This is a genomic window from Streptomyces sp. NPDC003327 (genome assembly GCF_053589515.1).
In genome coordinates this window covers 64285-80089 of record NZ_JBSFSA010000008.1, presented here as the reverse complement: position 1 = coordinate 80089, position 15805 = coordinate 64285, and the positions used below count along the sequence as shown (strand labels likewise).

The window sequence follows — 15805 nt, the reverse complement described above, 5'->3', positions numbered from 1 at the left end:
AATGCTTGTGAATGTGAACGCGTTCACAAGCGAGTCTCGTTCCTCCCGAAATGGGCGGGATGAGCGGGACAAACCGCCGATGTGACCACGGCGACGTAAGGAGAAGACGACGTGGACCTCGCTCTTGCGCCAGAGACTCTGGCGCGCTGGCAGTTCGGCATCACCACCGTCTACCACTTTCTCTTCGTCCCCCTGACGATCTCCCTCGCCGCCCTCACGGCAGGGCTGCAGACCGCCTGGGTCCGGTCCGGGAAGGAGAAGTACCTCAGGGCGACGAAGTTCTGGGGCAAGCTCTTCCTGATCAACATCGCCATGGGTGTCGTCACCGGCATCGTGCAGGAGTTCCAGTTCGGCATGAACTGGTCCGACTACTCCCGCTTCGTCGGCGACATCTTCGGGGCCCCGCTCGCCTTCGAGGCACTCATCGCCTTCTTCTTCGAGTCGACCTTCATCGGCCTGTGGATCTTCGGCTGGGACAAGCTGCCGCAGAAGATCCACCTCGCCTGCATCTGGATGGTGTCGATCGGCACCATCCTCTCCGCGTACTTCATCCTCGCGGCCAACTCCTGGATGCAGCACCCGGTCGGCTACCGCATCAACGAGGAGCGCGGCCGCGCGGAGCTCACCGACTTCTGGGCCGTCCTCACGCAGAACACGGCCCTCACGCAGTTCTTCCACACGATGACCGCGGCCTTCCTGGTCGGCGGCGCGTTCATGGTCGGCATCTCCGCCTTCCACCTGGCGCGCAAGAGGCACGTCCCCGTGATGCGCACCTCGCTCCGCCTCGGCCTGGTCACCATGATCATCGCCGGACTCGGCACCGCCGTCAGCGGTGACCTGCTCGGCAAGGTCATGTTCGAGCAGCAGCCCATGAAGATGGCCGCCGCCGAGGCCCTCTGGGACGGCGAGGCGCCCGCGCCCTTCTCCGTCTTCGCGTACGGCGACGTCGACGAGGGCCACAACAAGGTCGCCATCGAGATCCCCGGCCTGCTGTCGTTCCTCGCGCACAACGACTTCGACTCGTTCGTCCCCGGAATCAACGACATCAACGAGGCCGAGCAGGAGAAGTTCGGACCGGGCGACTACCGGCCCAACATCCCCGTCGCCTACTGGGGCTTCCGCTGGATGATCGGCTTCGGCATGGCCTCGCTGGCCATCGGCGTCGTCGGGCTCTGGCTGACCCGCAAGAAGTTCCTGCTGGCCCCGGGCATGCGGACCGGTGAGGACGAGGTGCCGCACCTGGTCCTCTTCAGGAGCAAGGCGCTCAGCCCGAAGTTCACGCGGTGGTACTGGATCGTCGCCCTCTGGACCATGCTCTTCCCGCTGATCGCCAACTCCTGGGGCTGGATCTTCACCGAGATGGGCCGCCAGCCCTGGGTCGTCTACGGCGTGCTCCGCACCAGGGACGCGGTCTCCCCCGGTGTCTCCCAGGCCGAAGTGCTCACCTCGATGATCGTCTTCACCCTCCTCTACGCCGTCCTCGCCGTGATCGAGGTCAGGCTCCTCGTCAAGTACGTCAAGGCGGGGCCGCCCGAGCTCACCGAGGACGACCTCAACCCGCCCACCACGATCGGCGGGGACACCCGTGACCCCGACCGGCCCATGGCCTTCTCGTACTGAGGCCGAGGAGACGAGGCATGGAACTCCACGACGTCTGGTTCGTACTCATCGCCGTCCTGTGGATCGGCTACTTCTTCCTGGAGGGCTTCGACTTCGGGGTCGGCGTCCTCACCAAGTTGCTGGCCCGGGACCGGCCCGAGAAGCGCGTCCTCATCAACACCATCGGACCCGTCTGGGACGGCAACGAGGTGTGGCTGCTGACCGCCGGCGGCGCGACCTTCGCCGCGTTCCCCGAGTGGTACGCGACGCTCTTCTCCGGCTTCTACCTGCCGCTGCTGCTCATCCTCGTCTGCCTCATCATCCGGGGCGTGGCCTTCGAGTACCGCGTGAAGCGACCCGAGGAGAGCTGGCAGCGCAACTGGGAGCAGGCCATCTTCTGGACCTCCCTCGTGCCCGCGTTCCTCTGGGGCGTGGCCTTCGGCAACATCGTCCGCGGGGTGAGGATCGACGCGGAGATGGAGTACGTCGGCACCTTCGGGGACCTGCTCAACCCCTACGCCCTTCTCGGCGGCCTCGTCACGCTCACCCTCTTCACCTTCCACGGCGCGGTCTTCGCGGCGCTCAAGACGGTGGGGGACATCCGGGAGCGGGCCCGCTCGCTCGCGTTCGGGCTCGGCCTGGTCACGGCGGTGCTCGCGCTCGTCTTCCTGGGCTGGACCCAGGCCGACCGGGGCGACGCCTGGAGCCTGGGGGCGATGGTGGTCGCCGTGGTGGCGCTGGTCGGTGCGGTCGGAGCGATCCGGAAGGGGCGCGAGGGCTGGTCCTTCGCGCTCTCGGGCATCACGATCGCCGCTGCCGTGGCGATGCTCTTCCTCGCGCTCTTCCCGAACGTCATGCCGTCCTCGCTCGACCCCGCATGGAGCCTTACGGTGACGAACGCGTCGTCGAGCCCGTACACGCTCAAGATCATGACCTGGTGCGCGGCGATCGCGACCCCGCTGGTGCTGCTCTACCAGAGCTGGACCTACTGGGTGTTCCGCAAGCGCATCGGCACGCAGCACATCGCCGACGCCCACTAGGACGTCCGTTCCCACCCAGGGCCGCTGCTCACAGAGGGGCATGTTTCACGTGAAACCGATCGACCCGCGTCTGCTCCGGTACGCCCGTGCCACGCGCCTCTTCCTCCTCGCGGTGGTGGTGCTGGGCCTGGCCGGGGCGGCGCTGGTCGTCGCCCAGGCCATGCTCATCGCCGAGATCGTGGTGGGTGCCTTCCAGAAGGGGCTGGCGGTCTCCGCGCTGACCACTCCCCTGCTGCTGCTCGCCGGGGTCGCGGCGGCGCGGGCGCTGGTCTCCTGGCTGACCGAGCTGGCGGCCCACCGGGCGAGCGCGGCGGTCAAGTCCGAACTGCGCGGCCGGCTCCTCGACCACGCGGCGGCGCTCGGCCCCGCGTGGCTGAGCGGCCGGCGGACGGGGTCCCTGATCGCCGTCGCGACGCGGGGCGTGGACGCGCTGGACGACTACTTCGCGCGCTATCTGCCGCAGCTCGGCCTCGCGGTGGTCGTCCCGGTCGCGGTGCTGGCCCGGATCGTCACCGAGGACTGGGTCTCGGCGGCGATCATCGTCGTGACCCTGCCGCTCATCCCGGTCTTCATGATCCTCATCGGCTGGTACACCCAGGCCCGGATGGACCGGCAGTGGAAGCTGCTCTCCCGGCTGTCGGGCCACTTCCTGGACGTGGTGACCGGCCTGCCCACCCTCAAGGTCTTCGGCCGGGCGAAGGCCCAGGCCGAGTCGATCCGCGCGATCACCGCCGACTACCGCAGGGCGACCATGCGGACGCTGCGGATCGCCTTCCTCTCCTCCTTCGCCCTCGAACTGCTCGCGACGCTCTCCGTGGCGCTCGTCGCCGTCACCATCGGCATGCGGCTCGTCCACGGCGAACTCGACCTCTACGTCGGGCTCGTCATCCTGATCCTGGCCCCCGAGGCGTATCTGCCGCTGCGCCAGGTCGGCGCCCAGTTCCACGCGGCGGCCGAGGGGCTCGCGGCGGCGGAGGAGATCTTCGAGGTCCTCGAACAGCCGGTGCGCGGCGGGGGCACGGTCGCGGTGCCGGACTCCGTACGGCTGGAACTGGACCGGGTGACGGTACGGCACGAGGGGCGGGCCGAGCCCTCGCTGGACGCGGCGACGCTGACGGTGGAACCGGGCGAGACGGTGGCCCTGGTCGGGCCGAGCGGCGTCGGGAAGTCGACCCTCCTCGATGTCGTGCTCGGCTTCGCGGTGCCCGAGGAGGGCGGTTCCGTACGGGTCGGGGGCGTCGACCTGGCCGCGCTGGACCCGGAGGCCTGGCGGGGCCGGATCGCCTGGGTGCCGCAGCGGCCGTACCTGTTCGCGGGGACGATCACCGAGAACGTGCGGCTCGCCCGCCCCGACGCCTCCGACGCGGCGGTACGGGACGCCCTGCGGGACGCCGGGGCGGACGGCTTCGTCGACGGCCTCCCGCAGGGGCTGGACACGGTGCTCGGCGAGGACGGTGCGGGACTCTCGGCGGGGCAGAGACAGCGGTTGGCGCTCGCGCGGGCCTTCCTGGCGGACCGGCCGCTGCTGCTCCTCGACGAGCCTACGGCGGCGCTGGACGGGGAGACGGAGGCGGGGATCGTCGAGGCGGTCCGGCGCCTGGCGGCCGGGCGGACGGTGCTGCTCGTGGTGCACCGGCCAGCACTGCTCGCGGTCGCGGACCGGGTGGTGAGCCTGTCGCCGAAGAACCCGTCGCCGAAGACCCTGTCGCCCAAGACCCCGTCGCCGCTGGGCAGGGCGGACGAGGCCGGGCGCGCGGCGGCCGTGGGGGAGACGGTGACGGCCGTGCCCGAGGCGGCTGTCGTGGGGGACGCCGGGGAGACGGCGGCCGCGCCCGGCGCCGTGGACGCGGAGGGCGGTGCGGGGGACGGGGCGCGGTCCGGGCTGCGGCGGGTGCGGGAGATGGCGGGGGAGTTCAGGGGCCGGATGGCGCTCGCGCTGCTGCTCGGCAGCCTCGCCCTGGGGTCCGCCGTCGGACTGATGGCCGTCTCCGGCTGGCTGATCTCCCGGGCCTCCGAACAGCCGCCCGTGCTCCACCTGATGATGGCCGTCACCGCCACGCGCGCCTTCGGCATCGGCCGGGCCGTCTTCCGGTACGCCGAGCGGCTCGTCTCGCACGACGCCGTGCTCCGGATGCTCGCCGACCTGCGGGTCTCCGTCTACCGGCGGCTGGAGCGGATCGCCCCGGCCGGACTGCGCCGCACCCGGCGCGGCGACCTGCTCGCCCGGCTCGTCCAGGACGTCGACGCGCTTCAGGACTACTGGCTCCGCTGGCTCCTCCCGGTGGGCGCCGCGCTCGTCGTGGGCGTGGCCTCCGCCGGGTTCACGGCCTGGCTGCTGCCCGAGGCCGGAGCCGTGCTCGCCGTCGGCCTGCTGGTCGCGGGCGTCGCCGTGCCGGCCGTGAGCGGGGCGCTGGCCCGCCGGGCCGAGCGGCGCCTCGCGCCCGCCCGCGGCGCCCTCGCGACCGCCGTCGCCGACCTGCTGCGCGGCTGCGCGGAGCTGACCGTCGTCGGAGCGCTGCGGAGCCGCATCGAGCGGGCCGCGGCCGCCGACCGGACGCTCACCGGCATCGCGTCGCGGCAGTCCGCCGCCGCCGCGCTCGGAGCCGGGCTCTCCGCCCTGGTGTGCGGCCTGACGGTGGTGGCCGCCGCGTTCGTCGGCGTCCAGGCCGTGCGGGACGGGCGGCTCGACGGGGTGGCCCTCGCCGTGGTCGTCCTGACGCCGCTCGCCGCGTTCGAGGCGGTCACCGGACTCCCGCTCGCCGTCCAGTACCGCCAGCGGGTGCGGCACAGCGCCGAGCGGGTCTTCGAGGTGCTGGACGCCCCCGTGCCCGTACGGGAGCCGGGCTCGCCCGCCGCTCCCCCGGCGGGGCCGTTCCCGCTGGAGCTGTCCGGGGTGACCGCGCGGTACGCGGGCCAGGAGCGCCCGGCGCTCGACGACTTCGCGCTGACCCTGGAGCCGGGGCGCCGGGTGGCCGTCGTCGGCGCCTCCGGCTCCGGCAAGACGACGCTCGCGCAGGTGCTGCTGCGCTTCCTGGACGTGGAACACGGCACGTACCGGCTCGGCGGGGTGCCCGCGTGGGAACTCGACGGTGACGAGGTCCGGCGGTTCGTGGGCCTCTGCGCGCAGGACGCGCACCTCTTCGACAGCTCCGTCCGGGAGAACCTGCGGCTCGCCAGGCCGGGGGCGGGCGACGGGGAGCTGCGCGAGGCACTGCGCCGGGCCCGGCTCCTCGACTGGGTGGACGGGCTGCCGGCCGGGCTCGACACGCTCGTGGGCGAGCACGGGTCGCGGCTCTCCGGCGGCCAGCGCCAGCGGCTGGCGCTCGCGCGCGCCCTCCTCGCCGACTTCCCCGTCCTCGTCCTCGACGAGCCGGCCGAGCACCTGGACCTGGCCACCGCCGACGCGCTCACCGACGATCTGCTGCGGGCCACGGAGGGCCGCACGACCGTCCTCGTCACGCACCGGCTGCACGGCCTCGACGCCGTCGACGAGGTGCTGGTCCTGGACGGTGGCCGCACGGTGCAGCGCGGTCCGTACGCGGAGCTGGCCGGGGCGGAGGGGCCGCTGCGCCGGATGCTGGAGCAGGAGCGGGCGACCGATCTGCTCGTCGCCGCGGCGGGGCCCGGCTCCGGAGGGCCGACTTTTCTCGCCAAATAGGACTTACTAGGCTCACGGTCATGACCGCCGCCGTGCCGGACGCCCCGGAACCGCTCGACCCGTACGACCCGGAGAGCGGGCAGGACCCTGCGGGCCGGCCCGATCCCGTGGACGCCGCCGCGCGGGCCACCCGCAGTCTCCAGGGGCTGTCCACGGAGCTGACCGCCCGTGTGCCGCAGCTCCTGGAGGCGATGCGCTCGATCGGCACCGGCCTGGAACTCCACTCCACCCTCGACCGCATCTGCGAGACGGCCGCCGAGCTGGCCGACGCCCGTTACGCCGCCATCGGCGTCGTCGACGAGGAGGGCGACGGCCTCTCGGCCTTCGTCACCCACGGCGTCGGCGACGACGTCGCCGACCGCATCGGGCGCCGCCCGGACGGCCACGCCGGGCTGCTCGGCGCCCTCATCAGGGACCCGCGGACGATCCGCCTCGCCGATCTGACCGCCGATCCCCGCGCGGCGGGGTTCCCGCCCGGCCATCCGCCGATGCGGACCTTCCTCGGCGTTCCCATCCGCGTCCAGGGCGAGATCTTCGGCAACCTCTACCTCGCCGAGAAGCGCGGGGGCGAGCGGTTCGACGACGACGACGTCCACATGGTCCGGGTGCTCGCCACCGAGGCGGGCATCGCCATCGGCAACGCGCGCCTGTACGAGGCGGCCCGGCAGCGTGAGCGGTGGATCGACGGCTCGGTCGCCGTGACCACCGCGCTGCTCTCGGGCGGTGACGCGGACGACGCGCTGACGGTCGTGGCCGAGCAGGCGCGCCGGCTCGCCGACGCGGACGCCGGGATCGTGCTCCTGCCGGCCCGGGAGGGCGGTCTGGAGATCGTCGCCGTCTCCTCGCCCCGGCCCACGAAGTCGCTCGGCGTGGTGATCCCGTCCGAGAGCGCCGTGGTGGAGCAGCTCCTGGAGGGCGAGGCCGTCTTCGTCGCGGACGCGGCCACGGACCCGCGCATGATCAGCGGGCTGACCTCCCCGTACGGACCGAGCATGGTGCTGCCGCTGCAGAGCGGCGGCCGGGTGCTCGGCGCGCTCGCGACGCCCCGGCTGCGCGGGGCCCGGCCGTTCACGGAGACGGAGCGGACCCTCGCGACGCAGTTCGCCTCGCAGGCGGCGCTCGCGCTGATGATGGCCGAGGCGCAGCGGGACCGGGAGCGCCTCGCCGTGTACGAGGACCGCGATCGCATCGCCCGTGACCTGCACGATCTCGTGATCCAGCGGCTCTTCGCGACCGGGATGATGCTGGAGAGCGCGCAGCGCGGGTCGGTCGTGCCGGCGGTGCGGGAGGGCGTCGGCAAGGCCGTGGACGAGCTGGACGTGACCATCCAGGAGATCCGTACGGCGATCTTCGCGCTCCAGCAGGGCCCCGCGGAGGCGCCCTCGGGGCTGCGGACCCGGGTGCTCCGGGAGATCAACATGGCGGCCGTGCCGCTGGGCTTCACGCCCGCGCACCGCTTTCTCGGCGCGATCGACGCGACGGTCGGCGACCTCACCGGCAAGAACCTGATCGCCGCGCTGCGCGAGGCGCTCTCCAACGCCTTCCGGCACGCGGCCGCGAGCCGGATCGAGGTCGTCGTGGACGCCACCGTCACCCTGTCCGACGGCTCCCCCGGCGTCCGGCTCACGGTCGCGGACGACGGCATCGGCCTCCCGGACGGCGGCCGGCGCAGCGGTCTGCGCAACCTCGCCCGGCGCGCGGAGTCGCTGGGTGGCGCGAGCTGGTGCGGCCCGGGCCTCGGCGAGGACGGCGGCGGTACGACGGTGGTGTGGGAGGCCCCGCTGTAGGGAGCCGCCTCGACGGTCGGGGCGGGAGGGTGCGGGGGTGGCCCTCGCTGCCAGGGGCCTAGGAGGCGCCGGGGGTGGGACGGGCCTCCGCGACGAGGCGCTCGATGACGACCGCCACGCCGTCCTCGTTGTTGCCGGCCGTGTGGCCGGAGGCGGCGGCGAGGACGTCCGCGTGGGCGTTGCCCATGGCGTACGAGCGGCCGGCCCAGCTGAGCATCTCGATGTCGTTCGGCATGTCGCCGAACGCCACGACCTCCTCCGGGGTGATGCCGCGCTCGGCGCAGCAGAGGGCGAGGGTCGAGGCCTTGGAGACGCCGAGCCCGCTGATCTCGATGAGGGCGGTCGGGCTGGACCGGGTAAAGGCCGCCAGGTCGCCGGCCGCCGCGCGGGCCGTCGCCAGGAAGACGTCCGGGTCGAGCTCCGGGTGCTGGGCGAGCAGCTTGAGGACGGGGGCCGCTGCGCCCGGGGTCTCCTCGAAGAGGAGCTTCTCGGCGGTGGCGACGGTGGCGCCGGGGTCGAGGAAGAAGGGCGGGTACTGCGGCTCGTAGTGGATGCCGGTGGTCAGCTCGACCGCGAAGGAGGTGCCGGGGGCCGCGACGCGCAGCGCCCGTACGACGTCGAGGGCGACGGCGCGCTCCAGCGGGCGGACCCGCACGAACGTGCCGCCCGAGTGGAGGTCGACGACGGCGGCGCCGTTGGCGCAGATCGCCAGGCCGTGGCCGTGGACGTGGTCGCTGACGACGTCCATCCAGCGGGCCGGGCGGCCGGTGACGAAGAAGACCTCGATGCCGGCCCGCTCGGCCGCGGCGAGGGCGGCGACCGTGCGCTCGGAGACGGTCTTGTCGTCGCGCAGGAGGGTGCCGTCGAGGTCGGTGGCGATCAGTCGTGCCGCCGGGGTGGAGGGAAGCGGGGAGCGGGAAGAGGTCACCGCTCCATTCTTCCGCACCTTGCGCACGGGCGTGCGAGGAGCCGCACATATGAGTGCGGAAGTTCGCGGCGCCGGGCGCCTCCGGGGACGGGGTTCGCCGGGCGCCTCCGGGGCCCGGGTCCCGACACGCGGAACGGCACCGAGGACCCGTGTCTTCGGTGCCGTCCGTCACGTCGGCTCGGGCACCTCCGGTACCCGTGTCCGCGCCACCGGTCCACGCCATGGGGCGAGGAGGCCGGGTCAGCCCCAGATCATGTCGTCCTGGGGGCCGTCGGCGACCACGGCGGCAGCGGTGGCGGGGGTGTCGACGGAACCACTCAGGGCGGGGACGAGGAGGGCGAAGGCCGTCAGGAGAACGGCGGCCCAGCGGCGGGGACGAAAGCGCAGCACCGTGTGAATCCCTTTCGAGCGGGGTGTGTTGTTCGTTCGGTGAGACAGAGCTTCGTCGTGCCGAAAGGGCTTCGGAAGGGTTATCGGGTGGACGGAACGGGCCCTGGACCGAAGCGGTCACGGACCCCCGTCAGGGGAGAGCGGAGTGTGCGGACCAGGAGTTCAGTCCACGAGGTCGCCGAGGTCGCCGAGGTCGCCGAGGCCGTCGAGGCCGTACGGAGCCAGCAGGGGCGCCTCGGAGCGGCCGACCCGCCAGCCCGGCAGCGGACCGGTCCCCGCCACCGCGCGCCCGCAGAGGCGCGCCGCCGTCTCCTCCGCGTCACGGAGGCGTTCGGACAGCAGGTAGACGCCCACCGTCAGCCCGCGGCCGGCCCGGGGGTGGACGACCACGTGCTCCACGCCGTCGTCCGGGTGCGCCAAGGCGCGAAGGAGAAGCGCGAGGTCCTGAGGGATGCACAAGTCCTCCTTCCTGTTGAGGAGTTCGGTGTGAACGAGATACACGCCTCGCATTTTCCCAATAGGGCGAACGGGGGAGAAGGGCAACAGAAGTCCCATTCCGGCAATGGCCGCTACAGTCCACCCACCCTTCTGTCGAATTCCGGCCACGCGTGGCATCATGTGACGTCCTGATGGACCTCCGGGGGGAAGGTGCCGTGCTCACATCGCTTGGTCTCGATCCAATGGCCGAGGCCGTTTACCGCGGTCTTCTGGCGCGGCCGCACGACGGCGTGACGGACCTCGCCGAGCGACTGGGACTCACTTCCGAGCAGGTCCGCCACGGGCTCGACACCCTGAGCGAACTCGCCCTGCTGAGGCCCTCCTACGACCGGGAGGGCGAGCTGTGGCCGGTCTCGCCCGAGGTCGGCCTGCAGATGCTGATGGCACGCCAGCAGGCGGAACTGGCCGCGCACCAGAAACGGCTGGAGGACTCGCGGGCGGCCGCGGCCCGGCTCATCGCGGAGTACGCGGAGGCCCGGCCGTCCGACAGCCAGTCGCACAGCGAGCGGCTGACCGGAATCGACCAGATCCGCGACCGGCTCGCCGCCCTCACCCGGGAGACGCGGGAGGAGGTCATGACCTTCGCCCCGGACGGACCCCAGCGGCCCGAGCACATCGAGGCCGCGAAGCCGCTCAACCAGGAACTCCTCGACCGCGGTGTCCGGATGCGGACCGTCTACCTCAACAGCGCCCGCAGCAGCACGCACACCCTCCAGTACGTGAGCTGGCTGTCCAAGCAGGGCGGCGAGGTGCGCACCGTACCCACGCTGCCGACCCGCATGATCGTCGTCGACCGCAAGGTCGCCGTCATCCCCGTCGACAGCGACAACAGCGCCGAGGGCGCGGTCGTGCTGACCGGCCAGGGCACGCTGACCGCGCTCTGCGCGCTGTTCGACAGCGTCTGGCAGAGCGCCCGGCCGCTGAACGAGGAGAGCAGGACCGACGAGCAGGGGCTCACCGACCAGCAGGCCATGGTCGTCGTCCTGCTGGCCGAGGGGCACACCGACGAGACCATCGCCAAGCGGCTCGGCGTCTCGCCGCGCACCGCCCGACGGCTGGCCTCCGAACTGATGACCCGGCTCGGCGCGCGCAGCCGCTTCGAGGCGGGCGTCCGGGCCGTGCAGAACGGCTGGATTCCGGACAACCGCTGACCCGTCCGGCGGAGCGTCGCCTCCCCGACGCCCACGCCCGGTGTCCCCTTCTGTCCAGGGCCCCTATCGGCCACCGGAGTCGTCTTCCGGCCGTCGCGCCGATCGTGGAGATTGGCGCTGTACAGCCGGTGCGGACCGGGACCAGCGCAGACGGGGGATCGACATGGTGCGTGCCGGGATCTTCGTCCGGAACCAGCTGGCCCTCCTGGGCGTCCGGCATCTTCTCGACGCGGAAGCGGACATCCAGGTCGAGTTCGCCAGCGGTACGCCCTTCGCGGTGCCGGCCGACGCGGTCGACTGTCTGGTCCTCGACCTGGGGCTGCTCGACGAGCTGCCCGAGCCGCCGCGCGGGACGGCCGGAGTGCCCCCGGCCCGTACGGTCCTCCTGACCACGGAACGGACCACGGACCCGATCGCCGACCGGGGCACCGCCTCGGGCCGGCCGGGCGAGACGCACCCCTTCGACGACGCGCCCCTGCTGCTGGTCGACGCCATCCGGCGGGCGGCGGGCCGGGGACCGGCTCCGGCCGGTGCCGGGAGCGGCGCCCGGCAGGGGGTGGCCACGCTCTCCCCGCGGGAGCGGGAGGTGCTCCGGCACCTGGTCGAGGGCTGCACCCACGACCAGGCCGCCCGGCGGATCGGCATCAGTCAGCACACGGTCGACACGTACGTGAAGCGCATCCGCTCCAAGCTCGGCGCGCACAACAAGGCGCAGCTGGTCCGCGCCGCCCTGACCGCCCCGCGCACCCACTCCGCGCACGGCGAATCCCGACAACGACAGCAGGTGGAGACATGACGTCCGAAGGCATCGGCACCCATCTCGTGGTCCGCAACGACGAACTGCGGTACTCCCTCTGGCCCGCCGACCGCGAGCTGCCGGCCGGCTGGGAGCCGGACGGTTTCCGCGGCGACCGCGAGCAGTGCCTCGACCACATCGAACGGGTGTGGACGGACATGCGGCCGCTCAGTGCCCGGTCGTCCGAGTCGGCGGCGGCCCCGCGCTGAACCCCGCTCCGAGTCCCGTACCGATCCCCGCACCGAAGGCCGCGCCGAACCCCGCGGCCGAGGGGTGGCTGCGCGCGTAGGCGGTGAAGGCCAGTGGCCCGCCGCCGATCACCGCGACCGCCGCCGCACGGCCCGCACCGGCGTCCAGGTCGGCCAGGACGAAGTCCTCGGCCGGCCTGGCGGCGGGGCCGCCCAGGAACAGCACCCGGGGGTCCTCCTCCGGGGCGGACACCCCGATCTCGGACAGCGGCACCCGCAGTCCCAGTCCCGTCGCCTTGAGCACGGCCTCCTTCCGGGTCCACATCGTGTGGAAGCCGCTCGGGGTGGCGTGGGCGGGGGTCCGGGGCTCCGACGGCCCGAGGACGTGGGGCAGCAGCTCGGCGGGTGACACCGCGGCGCCGATCTCCTCGACGTCGATGCCGACCGCCCCCGCGCGGGTGACGGCGACCGCCACCCGGTCGCCCGAGTGCGAGACGGACACCTGGAGCCCGGTGCCCGGGAGTTCGGGCTTGCCGTGGTTCCGGGAGCAGTCGGGGCAGCGGGCCACCACGTCGAGGTCACGCGGTACGACGCCGAGGTAGCCGGCGGCCGCGGTACGCAGCAGGGCCCGGCCGGCGACGAACCGCCGCCGGTCCTCCGCCTTGCGCAACTGCGGGATCCGGTCCCGTTCCGGCCCGTCGAGCAGGGCCAGGCAGTCGTCGGTGACCGTGGCCGGATCGGTCCACCAGATGTGGCAGTCGGCCGGACCGAGCGCCGGGACCGCCGGGGGCGCGTCACGCGGCACGAGCCCTCCCTGTGGGCCGCGTACGGCGTCGAGCCGGAGGTCGTTCATCACCGCATTGCCTTCCACTGACGGGACGGGACGGGGCGGTACGCGAGTACCGGTCGGTCTTCCATGGTCGGGCCGCGGCGGCCCGAACACACGCCCCCGAAAGCCGTGACACCTGTTCAGGGGACACCGCGCCCATCGGCCCGCGGCCGGAATGACGCGGCTCCGGCCGGAATGACGCGGCCATGGACGGAATGACGCGGCCCTTTCATTGACCGGATCAGTCCAGGATCCGGATATTGCCCGCCCGTTCTACGCCCGTCTACCGTCACCGAAGTGATCGAATCCCCGGGCCTCTCTCTCACGTAGGAATTCTCATGGCGACAACCCCTTTCAAAACCTCTCCCCTTTCCGATCACCACGGACTGGTGATCGAGAGCGCGGATCTCCCCCTCGCCGAACTTCCGCACGCCGAGATCTCCGAGCTCTTCAAGCAGCACGGCACGCTGATGTTCCGCGGATTCGGCGCGACCGCCGACGATTTCCGCGCGCTCGTCCAGAAGTTCTCCTCGAAGCTCTTCTTCCACCAGAACCCGAATCGCGAGACGATCTCCGACGACGGTGCGGTCCTCCTCGTCGACGCGCACCGGAATCCCATTCCGGCGCACTCCGAGATGAGCTACTGCCCGCTGCACCCGGGCCTCCAGTGGTTCTACTGCGTCCGGCCGGCCGACGAGGACGGCGAGACGACGGTGTACGACGGCGTCGAGGCGTACAAGCGGCTGGCCCCGGAGACCCGCGCGCTGTTCGACGAGAAGCGGCTGACCTGGCGGCTTCCGTTCCCGACGGCCCCCGAGCACCAGGAGCGGGTGTTCGGCACGGCCGACCGGGCGGAGCTGGAGGCGCTGTTCGCCACCTTCGACGACTTCGCGTACGACTTCGACGAGGCCGGGAACCTCAACTGGAGGTGGACCGTCTCCGCGGTCCCGCGGGCGCCCTACGTGGACGCGCCCACGCTGTGCAACAGCTACCTCGGCTCGGGCGCGATCGTGACCTTCGAGGACGGGTCGTCCATCCCGCAGCACTGCCGGTGGGACGCGCTCGACGCGACCGAGGAGGTGCGGGTCGACCTCCCGTGGGAGTCCGGCGACATCGTCATGATCGACAACAAGCGCGTGATGCACGGGCGGCGCGGCTTCGAGGACCCGGACCGCAAGGTCGCGGCGATGCTCTCGACGCCGAACTTCTGATCGTCCGCCGCGCCTCCTCCGATCCCCTTCCCCCCACCGCTCACCCGTCGACGTCCCCCTCGGCGCCCGTCCCCGTCGACGCCCGCCCGTCGCCCCTGGCCGACGACCGCCGCCCTCACAGTTTGGATTCGGCCCCATGACCCATGCCGTGGATCTGCCCACGCTGACCGGCCCGACCGCCCCCCTGTCGGCCTTCTACGAGAACGCCCTGCACGCCATGGAGCTCGGGGACCCCGCCCTGTACGGGCTCCTCGACGAGGAGCTCCACCGGCAGCGGGAGACCCTGGCCCTGGTCGCCTCGTGCAGCCCGGTGAGCCCGGCGGCCCTGCTCGCCGAGGGGAGCTTCTTCGCCAACGTCACGGCCGAGGGGTACCCGGGCCGACGCTTCCACGCCGGCTGCGTGAACGTCGACAAGGTCGAGCGGCTCGCGGTCGAGCGCGCCAAGCAGGCCTTCGGCGCCCGCTACGCCAACGTCCAGCCCCACTCGGCGAGCACCGCCAACCAGGTGGTCATGAACGCGCTGCTGAAGCCGGGCGACCCGATCCTGGGCCTCGACCTGGACGCGGGCGGCCACCTCAGCCACGGCGCCAAGGTCAACATCTCGGGCCGGATCTTCCAGGCGCACAGCTACGGCCTCGGCGCCGACGGGCTCATCGACTACGCGGAGGTGCGGGCGCAGGCCCTGGAGCACCGGCCGCGCCTGATCGTCGCCGGGACCACCGCCTACCCCCGTACGCTCGACTGGGCCGCGTTCCGCGCGATCGCCGACGAGGTGGGCGCGTACCTGCTCGCCGACATCACCCACATCGCCGGTCTGGTGGTGGCCGGTCTGCACCCCTCGCCGCTGCCCCACGCCCACGTCGTGACCACCTGCACCCACAAGCAGCTCTACGGCCCGCGCGGCGGTCTCATCCTGCTCGGCGACTCGGCCGACCTCGTGCTCCCCACCGGCCGCACGCTCCAGCAGACCCTGCAGAGCGGGCTGTTCCCGCTGATCCAGGGCGCCCCCGTGGTCAACAGCATCGCCGCCAAGGCGTACGCCCTCGGCGCGGCGACCACCCCGGCCTTCGCCGAGACGATCCAGCGGGTGCGGTCCCTGTCGGCGGCGCTCGCCGAGCAGCTCGTCGACCGGGGCGTCCGGGTCATCTCGGGCGGCACCGACAACCACATCGTGGTCGCGGACGTGCTGACCTCGTTCGGCGTCACCGGCGTCAACGCCGAGAAGGCGCTGGAGAGCTGCGGCATCCTCGTGAACAAGAACCGGATCGTCGGCGACGCCCACTCCGCGATGGTGACGTCGGGCGTGCGCTTCGGCAGCAACAGCATGGCGGCCCGCGGCTTCGACACCGCCGACGTCGCCGAGGTCGCGGACCTGGTCATCGAGGTCCTGACCGCCACCGAGAACACCTCGGAGAAGACGTACGCCCTCGACGCCGCCCTCCGGGTCCGCGTCCAGGAACGGGTCCGCGCCCTCTGCCACCGCCGGCCCGTCGCCGGTTACTAGGCCCACCGGCGCCCGGTCCCGCCGACCCGTCGCCGGTTACCAGGCCGCCACTCCTGCCGGCCCCCGTCCCGCCGGCCCGTCGCCGGGTACGAGGACCCGCCTCCCACCGGCCCCCGGTCCTGCCGGTCCCGGCCCCTCACCAGCCCCTCCGGCCCCGTCCCGCCGGACCGGCTCCCCCGCGCGTCCCCCGGGCGGACCGACGGCGCCCCTCCTGCCGTCCGGCCCG

Annotated in this window: 13 protein-coding genes; 9 read left to right on the top strand and 4 right to left on the bottom strand. The window is 72.7% G+C overall.

The window, feature by feature from the left end:
* Window positions 1-111 precede the first annotated feature (111 nt).
* Genes ACWDVG_RS09905 through ACWDVG_RS09890 form a run of 4 tightly spaced genes read left to right on the top strand, consistent with a single transcriptional unit; the run spans window position 112 to window position 8084 of the window.
* Complete coding sequence (locus ACWDVG_RS09905; protein ID WP_451697942.1) at window positions 112-1620, top strand: cytochrome ubiquinol oxidase subunit I; 1509 nt, start codon at window positions 112-114, stop codon at window positions 1618-1620.
* A 17-nt stretch (window positions 1621-1637) separates the two neighbouring features.
* Complete coding sequence (gene cydB / locus ACWDVG_RS09900) at window positions 1638-2639, top strand: cytochrome d ubiquinol oxidase subunit II (protein WP_451697940.1); 1002 nt, start codon at window positions 1638-1640, stop codon at window positions 2637-2639.
* A gap of 40 nt (window positions 2640-2679) precedes the next feature.
* Complete coding sequence (cydD, locus tag ACWDVG_RS09895) at window positions 2680-6297, top strand: thiol reductant ABC exporter subunit CydD (RefSeq protein ID WP_451697938.1); 3618 nt, start codon at window positions 2680-2682, stop codon at window positions 6295-6297.
* 20 nt (window positions 6298-6317) lie between these two features.
* Window positions 6318-8084 carry a sensor histidine kinase gene (locus ACWDVG_RS09890; RefSeq protein WP_451697936.1) on the top strand — a complete coding sequence of 589 codons (1767 nt, stop codon included), beginning with the start codon at window positions 6318-6320 and terminating at the stop codon, window positions 8082-8084.
* A gap of 58 nt (window positions 8085-8142) precedes the next feature.
* Here ACWDVG_RS09890 and ACWDVG_RS09885 read toward each other — a convergent pair whose 3' ends face one another.
* The 3 genes from ACWDVG_RS09885 to ACWDVG_RS09875 form a co-directional block, all read right to left on the bottom strand.
* Window positions 8143-9012 (bottom strand): HAD family hydrolase, encoded by an 870-nt coding sequence (locus ACWDVG_RS09885; protein ID WP_451697935.1) that lies wholly within the window; start codon window positions 9010-9012, stop codon window positions 8143-8145.
* A gap of 240 nt (window positions 9013-9252) precedes the next feature.
* On the bottom strand, window positions 9253-9402 hold the full coding sequence (locus tag ACWDVG_RS09880; RefSeq protein ID WP_451697934.1) for a hypothetical protein: 150 nt from the start codon (window positions 9400-9402) through the stop codon (window positions 9253-9255).
* A 162-nt stretch (window positions 9403-9564) separates the two neighbouring features.
* Entirely contained in the window at window positions 9565-9903 is a 339-nt protein-coding gene (locus ACWDVG_RS09875) for a hypothetical protein (RefSeq protein WP_451697933.1), read from the bottom strand.
* A gap of 152 nt (window positions 9904-10055) precedes the next feature.
* Between ACWDVG_RS09875 and ACWDVG_RS09870 the strand changes: the two genes are divergently transcribed.
* From ACWDVG_RS09870 to ACWDVG_RS09860, 3 genes are all read left to right on the top strand, one after another.
* Window positions 10056-11051 (top strand): helix-turn-helix transcriptional regulator, encoded by a 996-nt coding sequence (locus ACWDVG_RS09870; protein ID WP_451697931.1) that lies wholly within the window; start codon window positions 10056-10058, stop codon window positions 11049-11051.
* Window positions 11052-11214: 163 nt separating this feature from the next.
* Window positions 11215-11847, top strand: a complete 633-nt coding sequence (locus ACWDVG_RS09865; RefSeq protein WP_451697929.1) for a LuxR C-terminal-related transcriptional regulator — start codon at window positions 11215-11217, stop codon at window positions 11845-11847.
* Entirely contained in the window at window positions 11844-12056 is a 213-nt protein-coding gene (locus ACWDVG_RS09860) for an MbtH family protein (protein ID WP_451697927.1), read from the top strand. Before ACWDVG_RS09865 ends, ACWDVG_RS09860 begins: the two co-directional genes overlap by 4 nt.
* On the opposite strand, the gene ACWDVG_RS09855 is transcribed toward ACWDVG_RS09860, so the two are convergent.
* A complete protein-coding gene (locus ACWDVG_RS09855; protein ID WP_451697926.1) occupies window positions 12016-12888 on the bottom strand; it encodes a 4'-phosphopantetheinyl transferase family protein in 873 nt (290 codons plus the stop codon). The genes ACWDVG_RS09860 and ACWDVG_RS09855 overlap by 41 nt on opposite strands.
* A gap of 365 nt (window positions 12889-13253) precedes the next feature.
* On the opposite strand from ACWDVG_RS09855, the gene ACWDVG_RS09850 reads away from it, so the two are divergent.
* Window positions 13254-14075, top strand: coding sequence for a TauD/TfdA family dioxygenase (locus ACWDVG_RS09850; protein WP_451697924.1), 822 nt, complete (start codon window positions 13254-13256; stop codon window positions 14073-14075).
* Window positions 14076-14211: 136 nt separating this feature from the next.
* On the top strand, window positions 14212-15579 hold the full coding sequence (locus ACWDVG_RS09845) for a serine hydroxymethyltransferase (RefSeq protein ID WP_451697922.1): 1368 nt from the start codon (window positions 14212-14214) through the stop codon (window positions 15577-15579).
* The last annotated feature ends 226 nt before the right edge of the window (window positions 15580-15805 follow it).

Coding starts and splice junctions, on each gene's coding strand:
- cydB (WP_451697940.1), top strand. CDS start 1,638: ATGGAACTCCACGACGTCTGGTTCGTACTCATCGCCGTCCTGTGGATC.
- cydD (WP_451697938.1), top strand. CDS start 2,680: ATGTTTCACGTGAAACCGATCGACCCGCGTCTGCTCCGGTACGCCCGT.
- ACWDVG_RS09890 (WP_451697936.1), top strand. CDS start 6,318: ATGACCGCCGCCGTGCCGGACGCCCCGGAACCGCTCGACCCGTACGAC.
- ACWDVG_RS09865 (WP_451697929.1), top strand. CDS start 11,215: ATGGTGCGTGCCGGGATCTTCGTCCGGAACCAGCTGGCCCTCCTGGGC.
- ACWDVG_RS09860 (WP_451697927.1), top strand. CDS start 11,844: ATGACGTCCGAAGGCATCGGCACCCATCTCGTGGTCCGCAACGACGAA.
- ACWDVG_RS09855 (WP_451697926.1), bottom strand. CDS start 12,888: ATGAACGACCTCCGGCTCGACGCCGTACGCGGCCCACAGGGAGGGCTC.
- ACWDVG_RS09845 (WP_451697922.1), top strand. CDS start 14,212: ATGACCCATGCCGTGGATCTGCCCACGCTGACCGGCCCGACCGCCCCC.